The 17934-nt window shown below is 68.0% G+C and carries 18 protein-coding genes; 6 read left to right on the forward strand and 12 right to left on the reverse strand.

Annotation, left to right across the window (positions count from 1 at the left end):
• Positions 1-624, reverse strand: a complete 624-nt coding sequence (tssJ, locus tag LRF89_RS01175) for a type VI secretion system lipoprotein TssJ (protein WP_274522049.1) — start codon at positions 622-624, stop codon at positions 1-3.
• Between the two features lie 278 nt (positions 625-902).
• On the opposite strand from tssJ, the gene LRF89_RS01180 reads away from it, so the two are divergent.
• A complete protein-coding gene (locus LRF89_RS01180; protein WP_238636457.1) occupies positions 903-2525 on the forward strand; it encodes a methyl-accepting chemotaxis protein in 1623 nt (540 codons plus the stop codon).
• Between the two features lie 93 nt (positions 2526-2618).
• Here LRF89_RS01180 and LRF89_RS01185 read toward each other — a convergent pair whose 3' ends face one another.
• The 4 genes from LRF89_RS01185 to LRF89_RS01200 are packed head-to-tail and all read right to left on the reverse strand — an operon-like array spanning position 2619 to position 5582.
• On the reverse strand, positions 2619-3092 hold the full coding sequence (locus LRF89_RS01185) for an FKBP-type peptidyl-prolyl cis-trans isomerase (RefSeq protein ID WP_201167811.1): 474 nt from the start codon (positions 3090-3092) through the stop codon (positions 2619-2621).
• A 19-nt stretch (positions 3093-3111) separates the two neighbouring features.
• Positions 3112-4485, reverse strand: coding sequence for a hypothetical protein (locus LRF89_RS01190; RefSeq protein WP_238635335.1), 1374 nt, complete (start codon positions 4483-4485; stop codon positions 3112-3114).
• A 2-nt stretch (positions 4486-4487) separates the two neighbouring features.
• A complete protein-coding gene (locus LRF89_RS01195) occupies positions 4488-4859 on the reverse strand; it encodes a DUF6164 family protein (protein ID WP_201167814.1) in 372 nt (123 codons plus the stop codon).
• A gap of 48 nt (positions 4860-4907) precedes the next feature.
• On the reverse strand, positions 4908-5582 hold the full coding sequence (locus LRF89_RS01200) for a haloacid dehalogenase type II (RefSeq protein ID WP_201167817.1): 675 nt from the start codon (positions 5580-5582) through the stop codon (positions 4908-4910).
• A gap of 142 nt (positions 5583-5724) precedes the next feature.
• On the opposite strand from LRF89_RS01200, the gene LRF89_RS01205 reads away from it, so the two are divergent.
• Positions 5725-6534, forward strand: a complete 810-nt coding sequence (locus LRF89_RS01205) for a TatD family hydrolase (RefSeq protein ID WP_201167820.1) — start codon at positions 5725-5727, stop codon at positions 6532-6534.
• 59 nt (positions 6535-6593) lie between these two features.
• On the opposite strand, the gene LRF89_RS01210 is transcribed toward LRF89_RS01205, so the two are convergent.
• Together LRF89_RS01210 and LRF89_RS01215 are read right to left on the reverse strand one after the other, a co-directional pair.
• A complete protein-coding gene (locus LRF89_RS01210; RefSeq protein ID WP_238635337.1) occupies positions 6594-7241 on the reverse strand; it encodes a copper chaperone PCu(A)C in 648 nt (215 codons plus the stop codon).
• 116 nt (positions 7242-7357) lie between these two features.
• A complete protein-coding gene (locus tag LRF89_RS01215) occupies positions 7358-8053 on the reverse strand; it encodes a zinc metallopeptidase (RefSeq protein WP_201167825.1) in 696 nt (231 codons plus the stop codon).
• 163 nt (positions 8054-8216) lie between these two features.
• Between LRF89_RS01215 and LRF89_RS01220 the strand changes: the two genes are divergently transcribed.
• Positions 8217-8579: a hypothetical protein gene (locus tag LRF89_RS01220; protein ID WP_201167827.1), complete on the forward strand. Its 363-nt coding sequence runs from the start codon at positions 8217-8219 to the stop codon at positions 8577-8579.
• A 44-nt stretch (positions 8580-8623) separates the two neighbouring features.
• Here LRF89_RS01220 and LRF89_RS01225 read toward each other — a convergent pair whose 3' ends face one another.
• The 3 genes from LRF89_RS01225 to ilvD form a co-directional block, all read right to left on the reverse strand.
• Complete coding sequence (locus LRF89_RS01225) at positions 8624-9463, reverse strand: hypothetical protein (RefSeq protein WP_201167829.1); 840 nt, start codon at positions 9461-9463, stop codon at positions 8624-8626.
• Between the two features lie 74 nt (positions 9464-9537).
• A complete protein-coding gene (locus LRF89_RS01230) occupies positions 9538-9975 on the reverse strand; it encodes a CBS domain-containing protein (RefSeq protein WP_201167831.1) in 438 nt (145 codons plus the stop codon).
• 78 nt (positions 9976-10053) lie between these two features.
• The gene (ilvD, locus tag LRF89_RS01235) at positions 10054-11751 is read right to left on the reverse strand and encodes a dihydroxy-acid dehydratase (protein ID WP_201243051.1); all 1698 of its coding nucleotides are present in this window, start codon (positions 11749-11751) and stop codon (positions 10054-10056) included.
• Between the two features lie 170 nt (positions 11752-11921).
• Between ilvD and LRF89_RS01240 the strand changes: the two genes are divergently transcribed.
• The gene (locus LRF89_RS01240; protein WP_201167835.1) at positions 11922-13583 is read left to right on the forward strand and encodes an AMP-binding protein; all 1662 of its coding nucleotides are present in this window, start codon (positions 11922-11924) and stop codon (positions 13581-13583) included.
• Positions 13584-13603: 20 nt separating this feature from the next.
• On the opposite strand, the gene LRF89_RS01245 is transcribed toward LRF89_RS01240, so the two are convergent.
• Entirely contained in the window at positions 13604-13756 is a 153-nt protein-coding gene (locus LRF89_RS01245) for a hypothetical protein (RefSeq protein ID WP_201167838.1), read from the reverse strand.
• A 133-nt stretch (positions 13757-13889) separates the two neighbouring features.
• On the opposite strand from LRF89_RS01245, the gene LRF89_RS01250 reads away from it, so the two are divergent.
• Entirely contained in the window at positions 13890-16016 is a 2127-nt protein-coding gene (locus LRF89_RS01250; protein ID WP_201167841.1) for a mechanosensitive ion channel domain-containing protein, read from the forward strand.
• A 141-nt stretch (positions 16017-16157) separates the two neighbouring features.
• Here the strand turns inward: LRF89_RS01250 and petA are convergent, their stop codons facing one another.
• Complete coding sequence (gene petA, locus LRF89_RS01255) at positions 16158-16763, reverse strand: ubiquinol-cytochrome c reductase iron-sulfur subunit (protein ID WP_201167844.1); 606 nt, start codon at positions 16761-16763, stop codon at positions 16158-16160.
• A 240-nt stretch (positions 16764-17003) separates the two neighbouring features.
• Here petA and LRF89_RS01260 point away from each other — a divergent pair, with 240 nt between their 5' ends.
• The gene (locus LRF89_RS01260; protein ID WP_201167847.1) at positions 17004-17903 is read left to right on the forward strand and encodes a TIGR01777 family oxidoreductase; all 900 of its coding nucleotides are present in this window, start codon (positions 17004-17006) and stop codon (positions 17901-17903) included.
• Positions 17904-17934: the final 31 nt, after the last annotated feature.

Below are 17934 nucleotides of genomic sequence, written 5' to 3' on the forward strand. Positions count from 1 at the left end.
TCAGCGCCCCGCCGACCGCCGCTGCCCGGTGGCCTCGTCTCGCGGCCAGGCGGCCCGTTTGCGCTCGGCGTCGCGCCCCACCCAGAGCGCACCGCCGTCCAGCGCGAGCGTGAGCCGCTGACCGGGACGCAGCCCGAGGAAGGAGTCCGGGAGCGGCTCCAGCAGGCGCCAGCGCTCGGCCTCAACGTCCAGGAAGAAGACAGCCAGCGCCAGGTAACTGGCTTCGTCATCCATCTCCAGCTGCACTTCCTGGCGCTGACCGGGCTGCAGGATCAGCTCGCGCCGCTGTAGCCAGCCATCCAGCACGGCCGCGTCGTCCCGGGCCAGCGCCGGCCGCTCGGCCTCCTCGAAAGCAGTCCGGTCATCGAGCTGATAGACCCGCAGAAGTACCGGGAGCGGCTCCCCCCCCGGCCCGGGATTGAGCCGGGGCCCGGCAGTCATGTCGAGCTCGAGCCGGGGTGCGCACCCGGCGATGAGGCCGGCGAGCGTGATCAGCAGGGCCCCTAGATACAGGGCGCGCCTGGTTTCAGGAGGTATCAGCGGGAACGATGTGGGCACGGCGGACCAACCGGCCGTGCGCCCGGGGGCCCGCCCCCGGGCCGAATCCCTGCGCTTAGAATCCATGGTTCTACCCTCGTCCCTGAGGTTTCTTGGGAGGCCGTCATCGACCAACCCCACCCGCGCCTCTTCCCTGAGGCGTTACGGACACCTGTACTACGCCAGATTCGAGCGCCCTCCCGCAACCCCTCGCGGCAGGGGGAAACTGGCGGCGCTCGGCATCACAACGTGGCACATTGGCGCATGATCCGGGACCTCCCTGATCGGCTCCGGCTCGCGTGGTAATGTGCCCGGCGGCCGCTGCTCGCGCAGGAGGCACCCACGGCAAGGAGAGGATCTATCCAATGCTCGCTAGCTGGCCCGTGCGCTACAAACTCGGTTTTTCCTTCGGCCTGATCGTGATCCTCATGGCCGTCAGTGGCCTGCTTGCCCACTCGGCCCTGCAGAACACAGCCACCGAGAGCCGAGCAGCCATGGCGTACATGGAGCAGTCAGCCATGCTCGTTGAACGCGAGGTCGACCACCTGGGTTGGACCAACGACATGGCGGACAGCCTCCTGCTCGAAGAGACCTTCTCTGGGGAGCTCGATTTCACCTCCTGCGCCTTCGGCCAGTGGTTCTACGACTATCAGGATTCGGAGCATTACAAGTCGGCCAGCGAAGAGCTGCGCCAGGCCGTCGATACCCTGGAGGAACCACACATCGCGCTCCACGAGGCCGGTGAGCGGATCGTCGAGCTGCAGGAGGCGGGCCGCTTTGATGAGGCCGAGGCCTTCTACCACGGACAGGCCCGATCCATTCGCGAGAACTTCCAGAACCAGCTCGGCGAGTTGCGCGATATCCTCGAGGCCGAGCGCGACCGGCACATCGAGCAGGCCGAGGCACAGCAGGCACAGGCCGCACGGGTCACCGCGGGCAGTCTGGCGGTGACCCTGCTCGTCGCCATCGGCCTGGCCGCGGCGGTTTCACGCCACCTCACCGCCCGCCTGCGCGCCGCCGTGAATGGCCTCGAGGACATCGCGGCCGGCGACGGCGACCTCACCCAGCGGCTCGACGCCCATGGCCGCGACGAAATCGCCGAGCTGGGTGCCGCTTACAACCGCTTCGTCGACAAGATCCAGGAGATGGTCCGCGTCGTTCAGGACTCTGCCGCACAGATGGCCTCGGCCACGGAGCAGCTCCAGCGCAGCGCCGACGAGGACCAGCAAGGGGTGCAGAACCAGCAGGAGCGCACCTCCGAGGTAGCCACGGCGATGAACCAGATGAGTGCCTCGATCAACGAGATCGCCCGCAACACCCAAGACACGGCCACCGCGGCAGGGGATGCGAGCCAGCAGTCACGACACGGTCAGGAAGGGGCCGGCCGCACCATCGAGGCCATTCATGGGCTGGCGGGCAATGTCCGTGAATCCGCCGATGCCATCCGCGCCCTCGACGAGCAGAGCGCCCGCATCGGCCAAGTCCTGGAGGTCATCCGCGGCATCGCCGATCAGACTAACCTGCTCGCCCTCAACGCGGCCATCGAGGCGGCACGTGCCGGCGAGAGCGGACGCGGCTTCACCGTGGTCGCCGAGGAGGTACGCAAGCTGGCGCAGAAGACCCAAGACTCCATCGGAGACATCCAGGAGATGGTCGAGGGCATCCAGAACGGCACCCAGGAAGCGGTGCAGGCCATGGAGCGCAACCGCGAGCAGGCCGAAAACACTGTTGAGGAGGCCTCCGCTGCCGGCAGTACCCTCGAGGAGATCACCCGGGTGGTTGCCCGGATCGAGGACATGACGAGCCAGGTCGCCAGCGCGGTGGAACAGCAATCCCAGGTTGCCGAAGAGGTCAACCGCAACCTGACGCTGATCAGCGATACCGCCGAGCAAACGCGCAGTTCCGTGCAGGATACCGGTCAGGTCTCACAGCGCCTTTCCCAGCTGGCCGAGGACCTGCGCGACCAGGTCGGACGGTTCCGGGTCTGAGCCGGCACAGCCACCGTCCGCAATTAAAAAGGGCCGGCCCCGCGCAGCGGGACCGGCCCTTTTTACGTACCGGCCTTGTCCGGTCCGGTGCGGTTACGCGGCGTCGTTATGCGGATGCCCGTGCTCCAGCTCCTGATCGGTGGCATCCCGAACATCGACGATCTTGACGTCGAAGTTCAGGGTCTCACCGGCCAGCGGGTGGTTCGCATCCACGGTGACTTCCTGCTCACCGACCTCGGCCACGGTAATCGGGATGGGGCTGCCGTCCGGCCCCTGAGCCTGGAAACGCTCGCCGACGTTGATCTCGGCCCCCTCGGGGAACGCCTCCTTCGGGACACTCTGCATCAGTCGCTCGTCACGCTCGCCGTAGGCCTCGGCCGGCTCCAGGGTGACGTTCAGCTCGTCGCCCGGCGCCTTGCCATCCAGTGCCTTCTCCAGCCCGGGAATGATGTTCTGACTCCCGTGGAGGTAGGCGAAATGGCCACCCTGGGACTGGTCGATCACCTCGCCCTGACTCCCGGTCAGGGTGAAATCGAAAGTGACGACCTTTTCACTAGCTACCTGCATCGTTAAGTACTCTCGCGCGTCATCGTGTCTCAGTCATGCTACCAGAGAGCCCCCGCCCATGCCCAAGGATGACGTCGTACACGGCGCGGGTCCGCTCTTCGGCCTGCGCATCCGCTTCTTCCCAGTCCCCGGGCCCAGGAAAGCTCTCCCCGGCAGCGTAGCCGTTCCCCAGACCCATGACCAGAGCCGCACGCGTTTCCACGGATGCGTCACGATCACGCACCTCGCCACTGGTGTAATCGAGGCTGGCGACGACGCGACCGTCAATCAGCTGATGGACCAGCGCGCCCTCAATGAGCCGGTCAATGGCCGCACCGATCTCCTCGCTCAACCCGGGGCGCCGGCGCTCGAGGAAGCGGCTGGTGCCCTCGTTCTCGCGCAGTAGCGCGAACCCCCCGGTAAGATGGTGCACCCAGCGCCACTGCGCCTGGACGTCGACACGGTCGCTGTCCGCCAGCGCGTGACCATCCTCGAAGCGCACCCGCGCCGGCAGCCCCCAGGGCTCGGCCACCCCGTCCTCGCCCAGCACGGCCTCAACCAGGCGCGCGGCGCGTTCGAACAAGCGCTCGGCCTGCCGCTGATCCTCTTCATCCCCGAAGACGTACAGTAGCTCGTAGAGTCCTTTATGGCCCCGGATCAACGACCCCAGGGCATCGAGCTCCCAAACCGGCCCGTCGCCCAGATCGTAGGTACCCGCTCCGGTATCCCAGGCCTCGTCGAGGACCTGCGCGGCGTCACGGGCCACCATCAGCGCCTCGGGAACCTCATGCCCGAACCACTCCCGCATCTGCTCGGCGCTGAGCAGCCCCATGTCGTCCGCTCCGCCGGGCTTCTTCCAGCGCACCCAGGCGTAGGCCACCCCGTGGAAGGCGTCCAGACCGTAGGCCATGCTCTGCGGGGTCCATGTCCCTTGCCCGGCATCGGTGTGGAACCGCCCGCCCTCCTGGAGCGACTCCATAACGAAGCGTCCGTTATCGACCAGGAGCGCTGACGGAGCGTGGGTGATCGGGTCGAACAGTCCGTGCTCTTCGAAACGACCGGCGCTGTGGTGCATGTGGTAAAGGTAAGTGGCATCAGCGTAATGCCGCGGCTCGGCGCCCCGCAGCCCTTCTTCCGCACCTTCACGATAGGAGGCGTCCAGCGCCTCGAGCAGGGCCAGCCAGCGTTCGCCAACGGCGCCCATGGGGCTGCCGCTGAGCGTATCGTCATACGCCGGGTGGCCCATCTCGCTGTCGCGCATGGTGCGCCCCTTGACGGTGAGCGCGTTCATGACCGCCAGGTGCTCCGCCAGCGTCTCCGGAGAATCGACCGCCTGTTCGCCGGCTCCGGCCGTGGTGACGGCCGAGAGCGTCAGGGCAGCCGCAACGAATAGATTTCTGGGGGCTGTTCGCATGGTCACCCACTCAACGCCAGATGTAGGAAGGGGATCGTCATGAAGGCGAGGATCACCGCCATGAGCAGGAAATAGATCAGAAAGCGCAGCGGCTCGCGCAGGATGCGCTGTGTAACGGTCTCCAGCTCCCCTCGCCGGCGCATCGCCTCGTGCTCGCCACGCACCCGCTCGAAACGGCGCCGCTGGTACTCGTCGAGCAGACGCTTGGCCTGCGGGTACTGCTCGGCATCGCGCAGCCAGATGCCTCCCTGGGTGATGCCCCAGCGGTTGGGCGGGGTCTCGTAGTAGTCCAGGTGGTACTGCTCGAGCAGACCGCGCACCTCATCGGCCTCATCCTCGGGCACACCACGCAGGTTGAGCAGCAACTTTGCCATGGCCCCTGATTCTCCGTCAGCCGGTAGCGCCGGGCAAGCGGCCGGGGGTCAGGCCGGCGGCAGAACACGCCGGATGTCGCATAGCGATGCCACGGTTGCATTCGGTTCCGGGCCCCAGGGATCGAAAACCGCCCCAGGCAGACGCCGCACCCAGATCGCGTTCCAGCCACTGGCACGGGCTCCGATGACGTCGAACGGATTGCCCGAGACCAGCCAGGTCTCTTCGGCCCGGCTGCCCGCCTCGGCGAGGAACGCGTCGTAGGCCCGGGGGCTGGGCTTGAACGCCTCCACGACCTCGACGCTGACGATATCTTCGATGTAGGTGCGCAGGGCGTTGTCCCCGAGCAGTTTGCTGACCGTCTCACGGCTCCCGTTGGAAAAGGCGTAGCCGGTGTAGCCGGCCTCGTGGAGTTCGCGCAGAGCCAGCTCGGCCTCCTGGTAGGCCGGCAAGCGCTGATAGCTGCCGAGCAGGACATCACGCTCACCGCTACTCAGGCTCAGACCGAACGAGCGTGCCGTATGGTCCAGGGCGTCCGCGATGCACACCGAGAAATCCGCATACTGGCCCATGACCGTGCGCCGATAGGCGTACTCCAACTGACGCTCCCGCCAGCCGCGTGCGAAGGCCAGCGCCCGATCCCCGAGATGCGGGCGCAGCGCCTCGGTCACGCCGTGGGTATCGATCAGGGTGCCGTAGACATCGAAGGCCAGCGTCGTTGCCATTTTTCTGCCTGGATCCTCTCCCGGTGCGCCGGCTCCGGCGGAGCCGCGGTGGTCGTCCGCAGCACCTTAGCACTCCTGGCCGGCGCTTTGCGCGCATGCCGGGGTGGCCTCGGCGGCCACCCGACCGTACAATTGCGCGGCTATGGAATGGATCGACATCGGCGCCAACCTGACGCACCACACCTTTCGCAAGGATCTCCACCAGGTCCTCGAGCGGGCCGACGCCGCTGGAGTCAGCCAGCTCTTTGTGACCGGCACCGACGAGGGCGAGTCGATCAAGGCCCAGGCCCTCGCGGCGGATCATCCGGGGCGACTTTTCGCTACGGCTGGTTTCCACCCGCACATGGCGAAGACCTTCTCCAGCGACTCCGAATCGGTCCTGCGCGAGCTGGCCGCGCGGCCGGAGGTGGTCGCCATCGGCGAGACCGGTCTCGATTTCTACCGTAACCACTCCCCGCCGGAGGTTCAGCAGCGCGTCTTCGAGCGCCACCTGGAACTGGCCGCGGAGCTGCAGCTGCCGGTATTCCTGCACCAGCGTGATGCCCACCAGCGCTTCAGCGAGATCATCCGGGCCTACCGCGACCACCTGGTCGACGGCGTAGCCCACTGCTTCACCGAGGGCCCCGAGGTGGCGCAGGCGTATCTGGATCTGGACCTGCACATCGGCGTCACCGGCTGGATCTGCGATGAACGCCGCGGCCAGGCGGTGCGCGATGCGGTTCGCGTCATCCCCCCGGAGCGGCTGATGGTCGAGACGGACTGCCCTTACCTGCTGCCCCGCGACGTCAACCCCGAGCAAGTGGGCCTGCCGGTCAAGAACCGGCGCAACGAGCCCTGCCTCATGCCGCACATCGGACGCGCGGTGGCCCACCATGCAGGCCGTGACGTCGCCGAACTGGCGGAGACCTCGAGCCAGGTGGCGCGCCGCTTCTTCCGGGTCGCCGCCCCCTAGCCCGGCCGTTTACATTCCGCCGGCGGGCAGCACCTTGGGCCACCCCTAGCTTGGGCCGCTCAGGGCATCGGACGCCGCACGGGGGCCTCCACCCGCTTGCGGCTACCGTCCCCGAAGTAGAAATCGAGGGTGATGGCTTCCCCCTCGGCAAGCGGACGGCGCAGATCGACCAACAGCAGCCGCGGCCCTCCGGGGCGCAGTTCGACCTCTTCTTCCGGGGGCAACAGCAGGCCGTCCAAGCGCTGAACCTGCCGCACGCCGCCGCGATGCTCCACCGTATGGAGCATGGCCTCCTCAGCCGCCGTGGTCAGCACTCGTACCAGCCGGTGGGACTGCTCCGCGGTATTCCGCAACGCCGCCTCGCCCTGGACCACGCCCTCGCCGGCAGCGGCGGCCGAAACCCGGATCCGGTCGACATCGACCACCTCCGCAGCCGCATCGGGTTGCGGCTCTTCGGGCACGGGCAACTGGGGGACCGGAAGCGGGGACCGTGCGGCCAGCTCGGGACCCGGCGGTTCGCGCTCGCGCAGGCGACGCTCGACCTCTTCGGGCCGCGTGCGCAACAGATCAATGGCCTCTCGATCAGGCCCCAATACCGGCAGCCGGACGCCATCCCGCGGTCCGGCTTCGTCCTGAGCCGGCGCTTTGCCCAGCGAGCCCACCACCAGCACAGCGCTGGCCACCCAGATCCAGTGTCGTTGCGTCATGCCCATATCCAACCGCCTCCCTCGCTACGCAGGCTATCGGCCCGCGCCCCACGCCCTTGAACAGCCAGCCGGCCCCGCACCCCCAACGGTGCATCCGGCACCCGGGCGCGCAGGCGTCACGGGCCTGGCCGCAGCACCCGCAGCCAGGTCCAGAAATTGAGCAGTGACGCCAGCGACTGCGCCACGTAGGTCAGCGCAGCGGCACTGAGGATCCGGCGCGCGTGGGGTGGATCGACGTCCGGATAGAGATAGCCACTGCGATGCAACAACGGCAGGGCACGGCGGAAGCTGGCATCGACTTCGGTGGGCAGGGTGACCAGGTGCACCACGACCCCCGATCCCAGGCTGAGCAGGCCACCGACCGCAAACAGCAGGGCCACCCCGGGCACCCGCAGCACACCGGCAACCACCGGGGCAGCAAGCAGCAGGATCGCACCGAGCTGCTGTGCCCGGCCGGTGGCACGGACCAGCCGCTGGCGCCAGACGAAGGGCGCGTAGCCGGAAGCGTGCTGGAGTGCATGCCCAACCTCATGGGCAGCAACCGTGAGCGCCGCCAGCGAGCGGCGGTCGTAGTGCTCCGGCGAGAGCCGCACCGCGGCGGCGGCGGGATCGTAGTGGTCACCCTGCTGGGTGCGCTCGACCCGGACGCGACTCAGACCACAGCCGTCGAGCAGCTCGCGGGCCAGCCCACCCCCGCTGACTGCGTAACGATCGGCAGGCTCGGCGTACCGCCGCATGACGCGCTGAACCCACAGGCCGGGGCCGTAGAGCGCGCCAAGCAGCAGGAGCATTACAAGGACCCAGATCATCACCCCATTGTGCCGTGGTGACGGCCACGGCGCATGTACCGTCCTTGACACACATGATGAACGGTTCACATGTCAGGTAACTGGTAGTAAAATTTGTTGCAGGACAGCATAAGCTTTCCTTTGCTTAGCCATACAGGGCGTGATCACGCCCGGGAGTCATACGGCCATGTTTACCGCACTGGTCAGCCCGCAATACGCGGAACGCAACGGCCAGGCCACCACCGTCGCGGGCGGATTCATCGCCCACGGCCTGGTCCCCCCACACCGTGACAACGGCGAGCAGACGGGCTGGTTCTACGCCCTGCTGCCCGGTCGCCCGGACTCGGCCGACCCTGAGCACGTCCGCCCGTTCCCGGCCGACCGGCTCGAAGCCATCCTGGACGCCGAACGGGAACGCTACCTGGAGATGGCGAACGCCGACGGCGACGCCGTCTGGGCCGATGCCGCCGCAGCGATCGGCGACATGATCGGCTGCCTGCACCGCGCCCGACTCCACGAGGACTCGCAGCGCACGGCGGTCAACGAGTGACCGCAGGGCGCGCACCGTCACGGCCCTGGACGGGCCGCCGGTAGTCAGTCGCCGTCGTCACCCTGATCGAGGAGTTCGGCCTCGGTGAGCACCGGCACGCCTGGCGGATGGTTGTGGGAACGGGATAGAAAGACGTCGCGGTACGAAGTGTAGAGGACGGCCCCGAACAGCGGCAGCAGCAGGATCCCCAGCCAGCCGGCGGTGAGCACCGCCACGCCCACCGCGCCGAGCAACAGCCCGAGCATGCCAGTTAAAGGCACGGGGTTGCCGGCGTAGGCGCGGACGCTCATCCACATGGCCATGCCGGGATGCGCTCCGTGCAGGGCCACCATGGGCAACAGAAACCACTGCCCGAAGGCCAGCAGCCCCGCCAGCGCACCCAGCAGCGCCAGGGCCCAGACGCCGCCCGCGACGAACACCGGACCAATGACATAGGCCTCCTGGGGTGGGGGCGCCGGTGCCCCCGAGGCCAAGCGCTCCTCGTAGAGCCCGAACCCGATCAGAACCGCCTCGAGGGAGTCGGCCAGCGGCCAGAACAACAATGGCCCCAGTGCGCCGTAGGCGGCGAACAGAGCCGCCCCCACCGTCAGCGCCACAGCGCCGTCGAGATTGCCCGGCAGGACATAGAGGGGGCGGGGATCCCGGTTGTAGTCGGCCACCAGGGCCAACCGCACGAACAGCACCAGGGCCAGGACGACCACCAGCAGTGTGACCATCCCGCGCAGGGGCGCCCAGGCCACCGAGTGGGCAATCAGCAGGGCTCCTGCGACACCGGCGGTGTAGGCAAGGAAGGCCAGCGGACGGCGCATGAGCAGCCCGAAGGCCTCCCGCAGCCAGCTCTGCCAGGCCTCGGGCTCAGTGGGACGCGGTCCAAGCGCAGACAAGCACCCCCCTCCCCGTCACGACCCCGTCGCCCGGCGGCAGCCCCGCCGCAACCCTGCGGAAGCAGCGCGGCGGTTCAGCCCACACCCTCCGGCGAGCCGAACTTGTCGAGCAGCTCCTCAAGGATTTGGAGCATATCCACGGCGGAGACCATGCCCACCAGCCGCTGCTCCTTGTTGAGCACCGGCAGCGCACCGAAACGGTTCTCTCGCATGAGCTGGGCCGCCCGCTGAACCGGATCGTAGGTGTGGACAACGACCGGGTTGCGGGTCATGACGTTCTTGAGCGCCATGTTGTCGTCCAGGTAGTAGACATGGGCAAGATCCGGCGCCTCATCCACCCAGTCCGGCCGCCGCAGATCGCGGTCGGTCACGATGCCGAGCAGCCCCATATCCTCATCCACTACGGGCAGATGGCGGATGTGGTTGTAGCGCATCTTGAAGAAGGCCTCCCGCACCCCCTCATCGGGATGCCCGGTGACCAGCTTGTCCGTCATAATCTCGGGGAGCTTCATCGCTTCCCTCCTGGGTACGCGTGGCTGTAGCTGGTGCCGTCGCCGACGGCACCGCTGTGCTTCGGTGCCTCGTCCCGCCTAGTCCTGATCGGGGAAGAGATCGGCGTCGGTCACTGCGCCGCGACTGGCCGAGGCCGCCAGGCGCGCGTACTTGCCCAGCACCCCGCGGCGGTAGCGCGGCCGGGGCACCTGCCACTGGCTGCGGCGGCGCTCCAGTTCGGCTTCGTCCACCTCCACCTGCAACAGATTGCGGTCGGCATCGATGGTCACGGTGTCGCCCTCGGCGACGAGCGCAATGGTACCGCCGTCGTAGGCCTCCGGCGCCACGTGACCGACCACCATCCCGTAGGTACCGCCGGAGAAGCGGCCGTCGGTGATGAGGCCCACGGCGTCGCCGAGGCCCTTGCCGATGATCGCCGAGGTGGGCGCCAGCATCTCGCGCATGCCCGGACCGCCCTTGGGCCCCTCGTAGCGGACGATGACCACATCACCGGCCTGCACACGGTCGGCCAGGATCGCCTCCAGACACTCCTCCTCGGAGTCGAACACCCGGGCCGGGCCGCTGATGCGGCGCTGCTTGATGCCGCTGACCTTGGCCACAGCCCCCTCCTCGGCCAGGTTGCCGCGCAGGATCGCCAAGTGGCCCTCCGGGTAAAGCGGCCGATCGAAGGGCATGATGATCTCCTGATCCGCCGGCGGTTCCGGCGGCAGGTGGCCGATCAGCTCCTCGATGGTCTGCCCGGTTATGGTCCTGCAACCGCCGTGGAGCAGCCCCTGCTCGAGCAGGATGCGCATCACCTGCGGCGTACCTCCCACCTCGTGGAACTGGCTGGTCACGAAACGACCGGAAGGCTTGAGATCGCAGAGCACTGGCACCTTGCGGCGAATCCGCTCGACATCGTCGAGGTCGAACGGGACCTCGGCGGTATTGGCGATGGCCAGCAGATGGAGCACGGCATTGGTCGACCCGCCCAGGGCCATGACCACGGCGAACGCGTTCTCGAACGCCTCTCGTGTCAGGATGGAGGATGGCCGCCGATCGTGGTGGACCGCGTCCATGAGCACCCGCGCCGCCTCGGCGGCCACATCCCGGGCCTCGTCATCTTCCGCGGAGACGGTCGAGGAACCCATCAGGCTCATGCCCATGGCCTCGAAGGCGCTGGACATGGTATTCGCCGTGAACATGCCGCCACAGGAGCCGGCTCCGGGGCAGGCGTTCTCCTCCACGCCCCTGAGATCCTCCTCGGAGAGATTGCCAGCGTTGTACTGCCCTACTGCCTCGAAGGCGCTGACCACGGTCAGGTCCTCGCCCTTGTAGTGGCCGGGCTTGATGGTGCCGCCGTAGACGAAGATGCCGGGGATATCGAGCCGGGCCAGGGCGATCATGGCGCCCGGCATGTTCTTGTCGCAGCCACCGGTGGCCAGCATCCCGTCCATCTGCTGGCCGCCCCCGACCGTCTCGATGGAGTCGGCGATCACCTCGCGGGAGACGAGGGAGTACTTCATACCCTCGGTGCCCATGGTGATGCCGTCGGAGACCGTGATGGTGCCGAATTTCATCGGCATCGCCCCCACCTCGCGCAGCGCCTCCTCGGCGCGCCGCGCCATGGCGCCGATCCCGACGTTGCAGGGAGTGATCGTGCTGTGTGCGTTGCCGACCCCGATGATCGGCTTCTCGAAGTCCTCATCCCGGAAGCCGACGGCCCGCAACATCGCGCGGTTCGGGGTTCGGGCCACACCCTGGGTGATCACTCGGCTGCGACGGTTATCCGCCATGGATGACTCCTCTGTCATAAACGGTTGCAGGCAATCTGCATAGGGTACCTAAGAACGGGGGCGTCGCGGGAGTACCACCTCCCCTGAACGCCACCGCTTCGCGGCCTGAGCGACACAAAGGCCGCCCCGCCCCCTTGCGCTGCAACAGAAGGCGGACTCAGGATAGCGGGATGGTCAACAGTCGGGATAATGGACCGCCGATGGGCGCAGAAGGGGCCTCATTCTCTTGGGAGAGCGTAGAACGGGAGTGGCTGGGCGCCCAGGATGACGGCGGCCTGAACCTGGCGTACCAGTGCCTGGAGCGGAATATCACCGCCGGCCGCGGCGATCAGGAAGCTCTGATCTGGCGCGGCGCTGAGGGCGAGCGGCGGGTCTACAACTACGTAGACCTGCTCGACGGCGCCCTGCGCTTCGCCCGGGCGCTGGAGCGTCGCGGCGTGCGCCTTGCCGAGCGGGTCTGCACCCTCGGGCCGCGCCGCCCCGAACTCTATCTGGCCGCGCTCGGCACGCTTCGCCACGGGGCGGTCTACGCGCCTTTGTTCTCGGTCTACGGTCCCGACCCCATCCGCCGCCGCCTCGAGCTCGGCGAAGCGCGTGTCGTGGTCACCACCCGGCAGCTCTTCGAGGAGCGCATCGCCCCGGTGCGCGGCGCACTGCCGGCCCTGGAACACATTGTACTCGTCGACGGCGATGCCCCCGGCGCCGAGTCCTGGCAGACTTTCTGCGCCGATGACGCTGCGCCGCAGCCCATCGCGACGGGCGCCGAGTACCCGGCGCTGCTCCACTTCACCAGCGGCACCACCGGTCCGCCCAAAGGCGTGCTCCACGTCCACCGGGCGGCAGCGGCGCATCTGGCCACAGGGCGCGAGGTCCTCGGCCTTGCCCCCGGGCAGCGCTACTGGTGCACCGCCGACCCGGGGTGGGTCACCGGCGTCTCCTACGGCATCCTGGCACCGCTGCTCTGCGGAGCAACCCTGGTGGTGGATGAGGGCGAGTTCGACGCCAGGCGTTGGTACGGAACCCTCGCCGCAGAGGGCATTGAGTGCTGGTTCACGGCGCCTACGGCGCTGCGCATGCTGCGCCGGGCCGGCCCCGAGGCACTGGCCGGGCATGATCTGTCACGCCTGGAGCGGATCTTCAGCACCGGCGAACCGCTCGATCCAGCACTGACGGAGTGGACCGAGGAACGCCTCGGCCTCCCCACCCGCGACGCCTGGTGGCAGTCCGAGACCGGCGCGATCATGACGGCCCAGTACGGCAATGCGCCGGTGCGCTCCGGCCGCATGGGCCGCCCCGTCCCCGGCGTCGAACTGATCCTGGCCAACGTGGAAGGTAAGACGGTGAACCCCGTTACGGAGCCGGGCGCCACCGGCGAGATCCTCATCCGTCGGGGCTGGCCGTCGATGTTCCGCGCCTATCTCGGTGCGCCGGAGCGTTACCGCGATGCCTTCGTCGACAACTGGTACCGCTCCGGCGATCTCGCCCAGTGGGACGAGCAAGGCGAGCTGCGTTTCATCGGCCGCGCCGACGACGTGATCAAGACCGCGGGTCACATGGTCGGACCGGCGGAGGTCGAGGCCGTTCTGAATCACCACCCGGAGGTGGCCGAATGCGGGGTCAGTGGTGTCCCCGATGCGGTGGCCGGCGCCCTGGTCGCGGCCTGGGTCGTCCCGCGCCGCCCGCCGGAGGCCCCGGAACAGCTGCAGCGGGATCTGATCGCCCACGCAAGACAACGCCTCGGTGCCGCAGTCGCACCACGCGAGATCCACTTCGTCGACGAGCTGCCCAAGACACCCAGCGGGAAGATCCTGCGCCGTCAGCTCGGCGCCTGATCCAACGGGGACGGGCCCGACTACTTCAAAACGCGGCGCAGCGCCCGCCCGGCAGCCTTACCGGTATCGTAGCCACTGACCCGGCGACCGCCACGCTCACGCCGGACCTGCTCCGCACTGCGCGCCAGGCGCGCCGCCCGCAACGCCCAGGGCACCACTCTGAGCCAGTTCACGGTGGTCTCCTCCCTTTCGGACTCCAGATCAAGTTTAATCGATCGGCGCCCCCGCCTGAAGGCCAGGGACATGGCCACCGCCACGGCTCAACCGTTACGCTTGACGGCATCCATCCGGAAAAGGAGATGCCGCGTGTCCACACGAACCCCGCTTGCCTGGCTGATCGGCGCCCTCGCCACCCTACTCCCCGCTCGCCTTCTGGCCGAGACCCCGGCAGAGTCTCCGGCACGCAGCGTTGCCGAGCTCACTCAGGGGGCCGCTCAGACCATCGGGCAGGAGCTTCGCGAGATCGGGGAACTGTTCCGGGATATCGAGGGCGAGGCCATCGGCCCGCAGCTCTGGGCGCTGGCCCTGGAACTGGCCGACCTGGGCCTGATCATTGTCGTCACCATCGGCCTGCTCCTCGTGCTGCGCCCCCTGGCACGCCCCGTGTTCAACCGCGCCGAGGGCTGGGCCCAGCGCGGCGACGCGCGCCTGCGCACGGTGCGGCGCACCGTCGGCGTGCTCGGCGCCGCCGCGGCCGACCTGGCGACCATCTTCCTGGCCTGGATCGCCGGGTACGCCATCGCCCTCTCGCTGGTCGGCGAGGTGGGCGGCATCGAGGCGCGGGAATCCCTGTTCCTGAATGCGTTCCTGATGGTCGAGGGCTTCAAGGCCCTGCTGCGCATTCTGTTCGCACCGCGCAACCCCCACCTGCGGCTGATCGCCACCGACGATGAGCACGCCACCTACTGGGGCAAGCGGCTGGCCCGCATGTCCGGACTGATCGGTTACGGCCTGCTGTTCATCGGTCCCTTCGTCACCATGGCCGTTGCCGAGGGGCTGGGACAGCTGGCGGTGCTCCTTGTCATGGTGCTCGCCTTCGGCTATGCGGTGGTGATCGCCCTGCGCAACCGGCACGACGTGCGCGAGCGGCTCCAGGCCAGCGCCGCCGAGTCCAGGGTGCTGTTCACCCGGACCATCCTCTCGTCGCTGGCCTGGGTCTGGCACTGGGTCGTAATCCTTTACTTCGGCGCGCTCGCCGTAGTCACCATCACCCAGCCGGATGCCGCTCTGGCCTTCATGGCCCAGGCGACCCTGCAGACGGCACTGGCCATCGGCATCGGGGCCTTCCTGGCCATTGTCCTGACCCAGGCCACGGCCCGGCGTATCCGGCTTAGCGAACGCAACCGGCGCCACTTCCCACTGCTCGAGCAGCGCCTGAATAGCTACCTGCCCATCGTGCTGAAAATCGCACGGACCGCCATCCTGATCGTGGTCATCGCCACCGTGCTCGATGCCTGGCAGCTGTTCGACTTCACCGGCTGGCTCGCTTCCGAGGGCGGCCTGCAGACCCTCGGGGTGATCCTCTCGGTTACCCTGGTCCTGCTCGCCGCCACGGCGGTCTGGCTGCTGGCGGCCAGCTTCATCGAGCACCGCCTGAATCCGGACGTGGGCCACGGCACCCCCTCGGCGCGGGAGCAGACGCTGCTCACCCTGTTCCGCAACGCCATCGCCATCGTCCTGGTCACCATGACGACGATGATCGTCCTCGCCGAGATCGGGATTAACATCGGCCCGCTGATCGCCGGTGCCGGTGTCCTCGGCCTCGCCATCGGCTTTGGCGCGCAGAAGCTGGTTCAGGACATCATCACCGGCGTGTTCATCCAGCTCGAGAACGCCATCGACGTCGGCGATATCGTCACCGCCGGCGGGGTCACAGGCACGGTGGAGAAGCTCACCATTCGCTCGGTGAACATCCGCGACCTGTTCGGGACCTACCACTTCATCCCGTTCTCTTCAGTGGACAGCGTCTCGAACTTCACCCGCCACTTCGCCTACCACGTTGGCAGCTATGGGGTGGCCTACCGAGAGGATGTCGACCAGGTCACCCCGGTGCTCGAGGCCGCCTACGAAGACCTCAAACAGCATCCGGATCCCGACATCCGCAATGCCCTCTACGGCGACTTCGCGGTAGACGGGGTGGTCTCGCTGGGCGACAGCTCGGTCAATATCCGGGTGCGCATCAAGACGGCACCGGGGATGCAATGGGCCATCGGCCGGGCCTACAACGGGCTGGTCAAGAAGCGCCTGGATGCCGCCGGCATCGAGATCCCCTTCCCGCACCGGACCCTCTACTTCGGGGAGGACCACCAGGGGCAGGCCCCGCCCCTGCGCCTTGCGCGCGCGGGGGCAACGTCCCCCAACCATGCCGCCGGCGCTACTCCGACGGCACCAACCGCCAGCGACCGCGTCCACCACGACCCCACGGACGATTAGGGCTGTGGGGCACCGGGCGCCGGTGCCCCACCCGATACCGCACCCATGAAAAAACCCGCCCCCGAGCTTCGGGGGCGGGTTTTTTTATACAGTCCTGGACGGCTGCGAAGCCGGAAGAGCGCGCGCCGCGCCAGAACCGAGCTACGCGTCGGCGTCCTCGGGATGCTCGCCAATGACCAGCTTGTCACCATCCTGCCGGTGCGGCGGCACCTCCAGGTTCCTCGGCGCAGGCTGCGCCCGATACACCCGGCCAGCCATATCGTAGCGCGCGCCGTGGCAGGGGCAGAAAAACCCGCCGAGCCAGTCGGCGTCGAAGTCCATCGGCTCGATCTCGGGGTAGTACGTGGGGATGCAGCCCAGGTGGGTGCAGATCGGCACCACGACAAAGACCTCGGGGTCCACGGACCGGTGCTTGTTCCGGGCGTAATCCGGCTGCTGATCCCGCTCGGAGTCCGGATCGCGCAGGCGGTCCACCATTTTATCCAGCGTCTCAAGGTGCTCCTGAGTACGGCTGACCACCCAGATCGGGCTGCCCTTCCACTCAAACTCCAAGCGCTGCCCGGGCTCGAGCTTGCTCACATCGACCTCGATGGGCGCACCCTCCGCCTGCGCCTCCACGCTGGGGCGGAGAAAGCCGATGAACGGGACCGCGGCGAAGACCACGCCGACGCCACCGACCACGCTCGCCGCGCCGGTCAGGAACCGCCGTCGCCCACGATCCAGATCATCCGGTGCCTCGTTCGTCATGTAGACCCCCTGTTGCTACTTAATCCATTCATGCAACGGTATCGCCGGTTACGGCATAACGTAAAGGTTGCGGCGTGGAATGCAAGGCGCGGCCCTGAACCAGCCTGCGGCATTTTACCGCACACGCACTGGCGCGGGGCAGCCACCGCCTGCAACACCGCACCACCGGGCTTGCCTGCCTCCACCGTCGCGGTAGGCTGGACAATACTATACGCAGGAATTTCCACACGGGAGGGTGTCATGCGAATTCTGATCACCGGCGGCAGCGGCTTCGTCGGCAAGCCGTTGTGCGCTCGCCTCCACGAGCGCGGCCACGAGCTGCTGGTCGTCTCGCGCAACCCGGAGCGCGCACGCGCTGCCCTGCCAGCACGGACCGACATCCGCCCGAACGTGGCCGATTTCCTCGACAGCCAGCCCGAGGCGATCATCAACCTCGCTGGCGAGTCGATTGCCGAGGGACGCTGGACCGAGGCCAAGAAGCAGCGCCTGCTCGACTCCCGACTGAACACCACCCAGGCTGTGGTCGATCTGTGCGGCCAGCTCGATACACCACCCAAGACCCTGATCTCCGCTTCCGCGATGGGGTATTACGGCGATCAGGGCGACCGAGAGGTCACGGAGGAGACCCCGCCGAACCCCGAGTTCGTTCACGAGCTCTGCGCCCGCTGGGAAGAGGCGGCACGGCAGGCCGAATCCCATGGGGTCCGCGTGGCGCTGATGCGGATCGGACTGGTGCTGGACCGCGACGGCGGCACCCTCGCCAAGCTGCTCACGCCCTTCCGGCTGGGCCTCGGTGGGCCGTTGGGCAGCGGCAAGCAGTACATGCCGTGGATCCACCGCACCGATCTGGTGCGCATCATCCTCTTTCTGCTCGATCAGGAGGCACTCGCAGGCCCGTTCAACGCAGGCGCCCCGGAACCGGTGACCAACGCCGAATTCACCCGGACACTGGCGCGCCACCTGCATCGCCCGGCCTTCCTGCCCGCTCCGGCTCCAGCCCTGCGTCTGGCCTTCGGCGAGATGTCCCGGATCCTGCTCACCGGCGCCCGCATGCGCCCCCAACGCCTTCAGGAGGCCGGTTTCACCTTCGAGTATCCGACCCTGGATGAAGCCCTGAGCGAGATCCTCCGCAGCCGCTGACGAGCGCACCCCGCCCCCCCGGGGGGGGGGG

This window comes from Halorhodospira sp. 9621, assembly GCF_022228055.1.
Lineage (GTDB): Bacteria > Pseudomonadota > Gammaproteobacteria > Nitrococcales > Halorhodospiraceae > Halorhodospira > Halorhodospira halophila_A.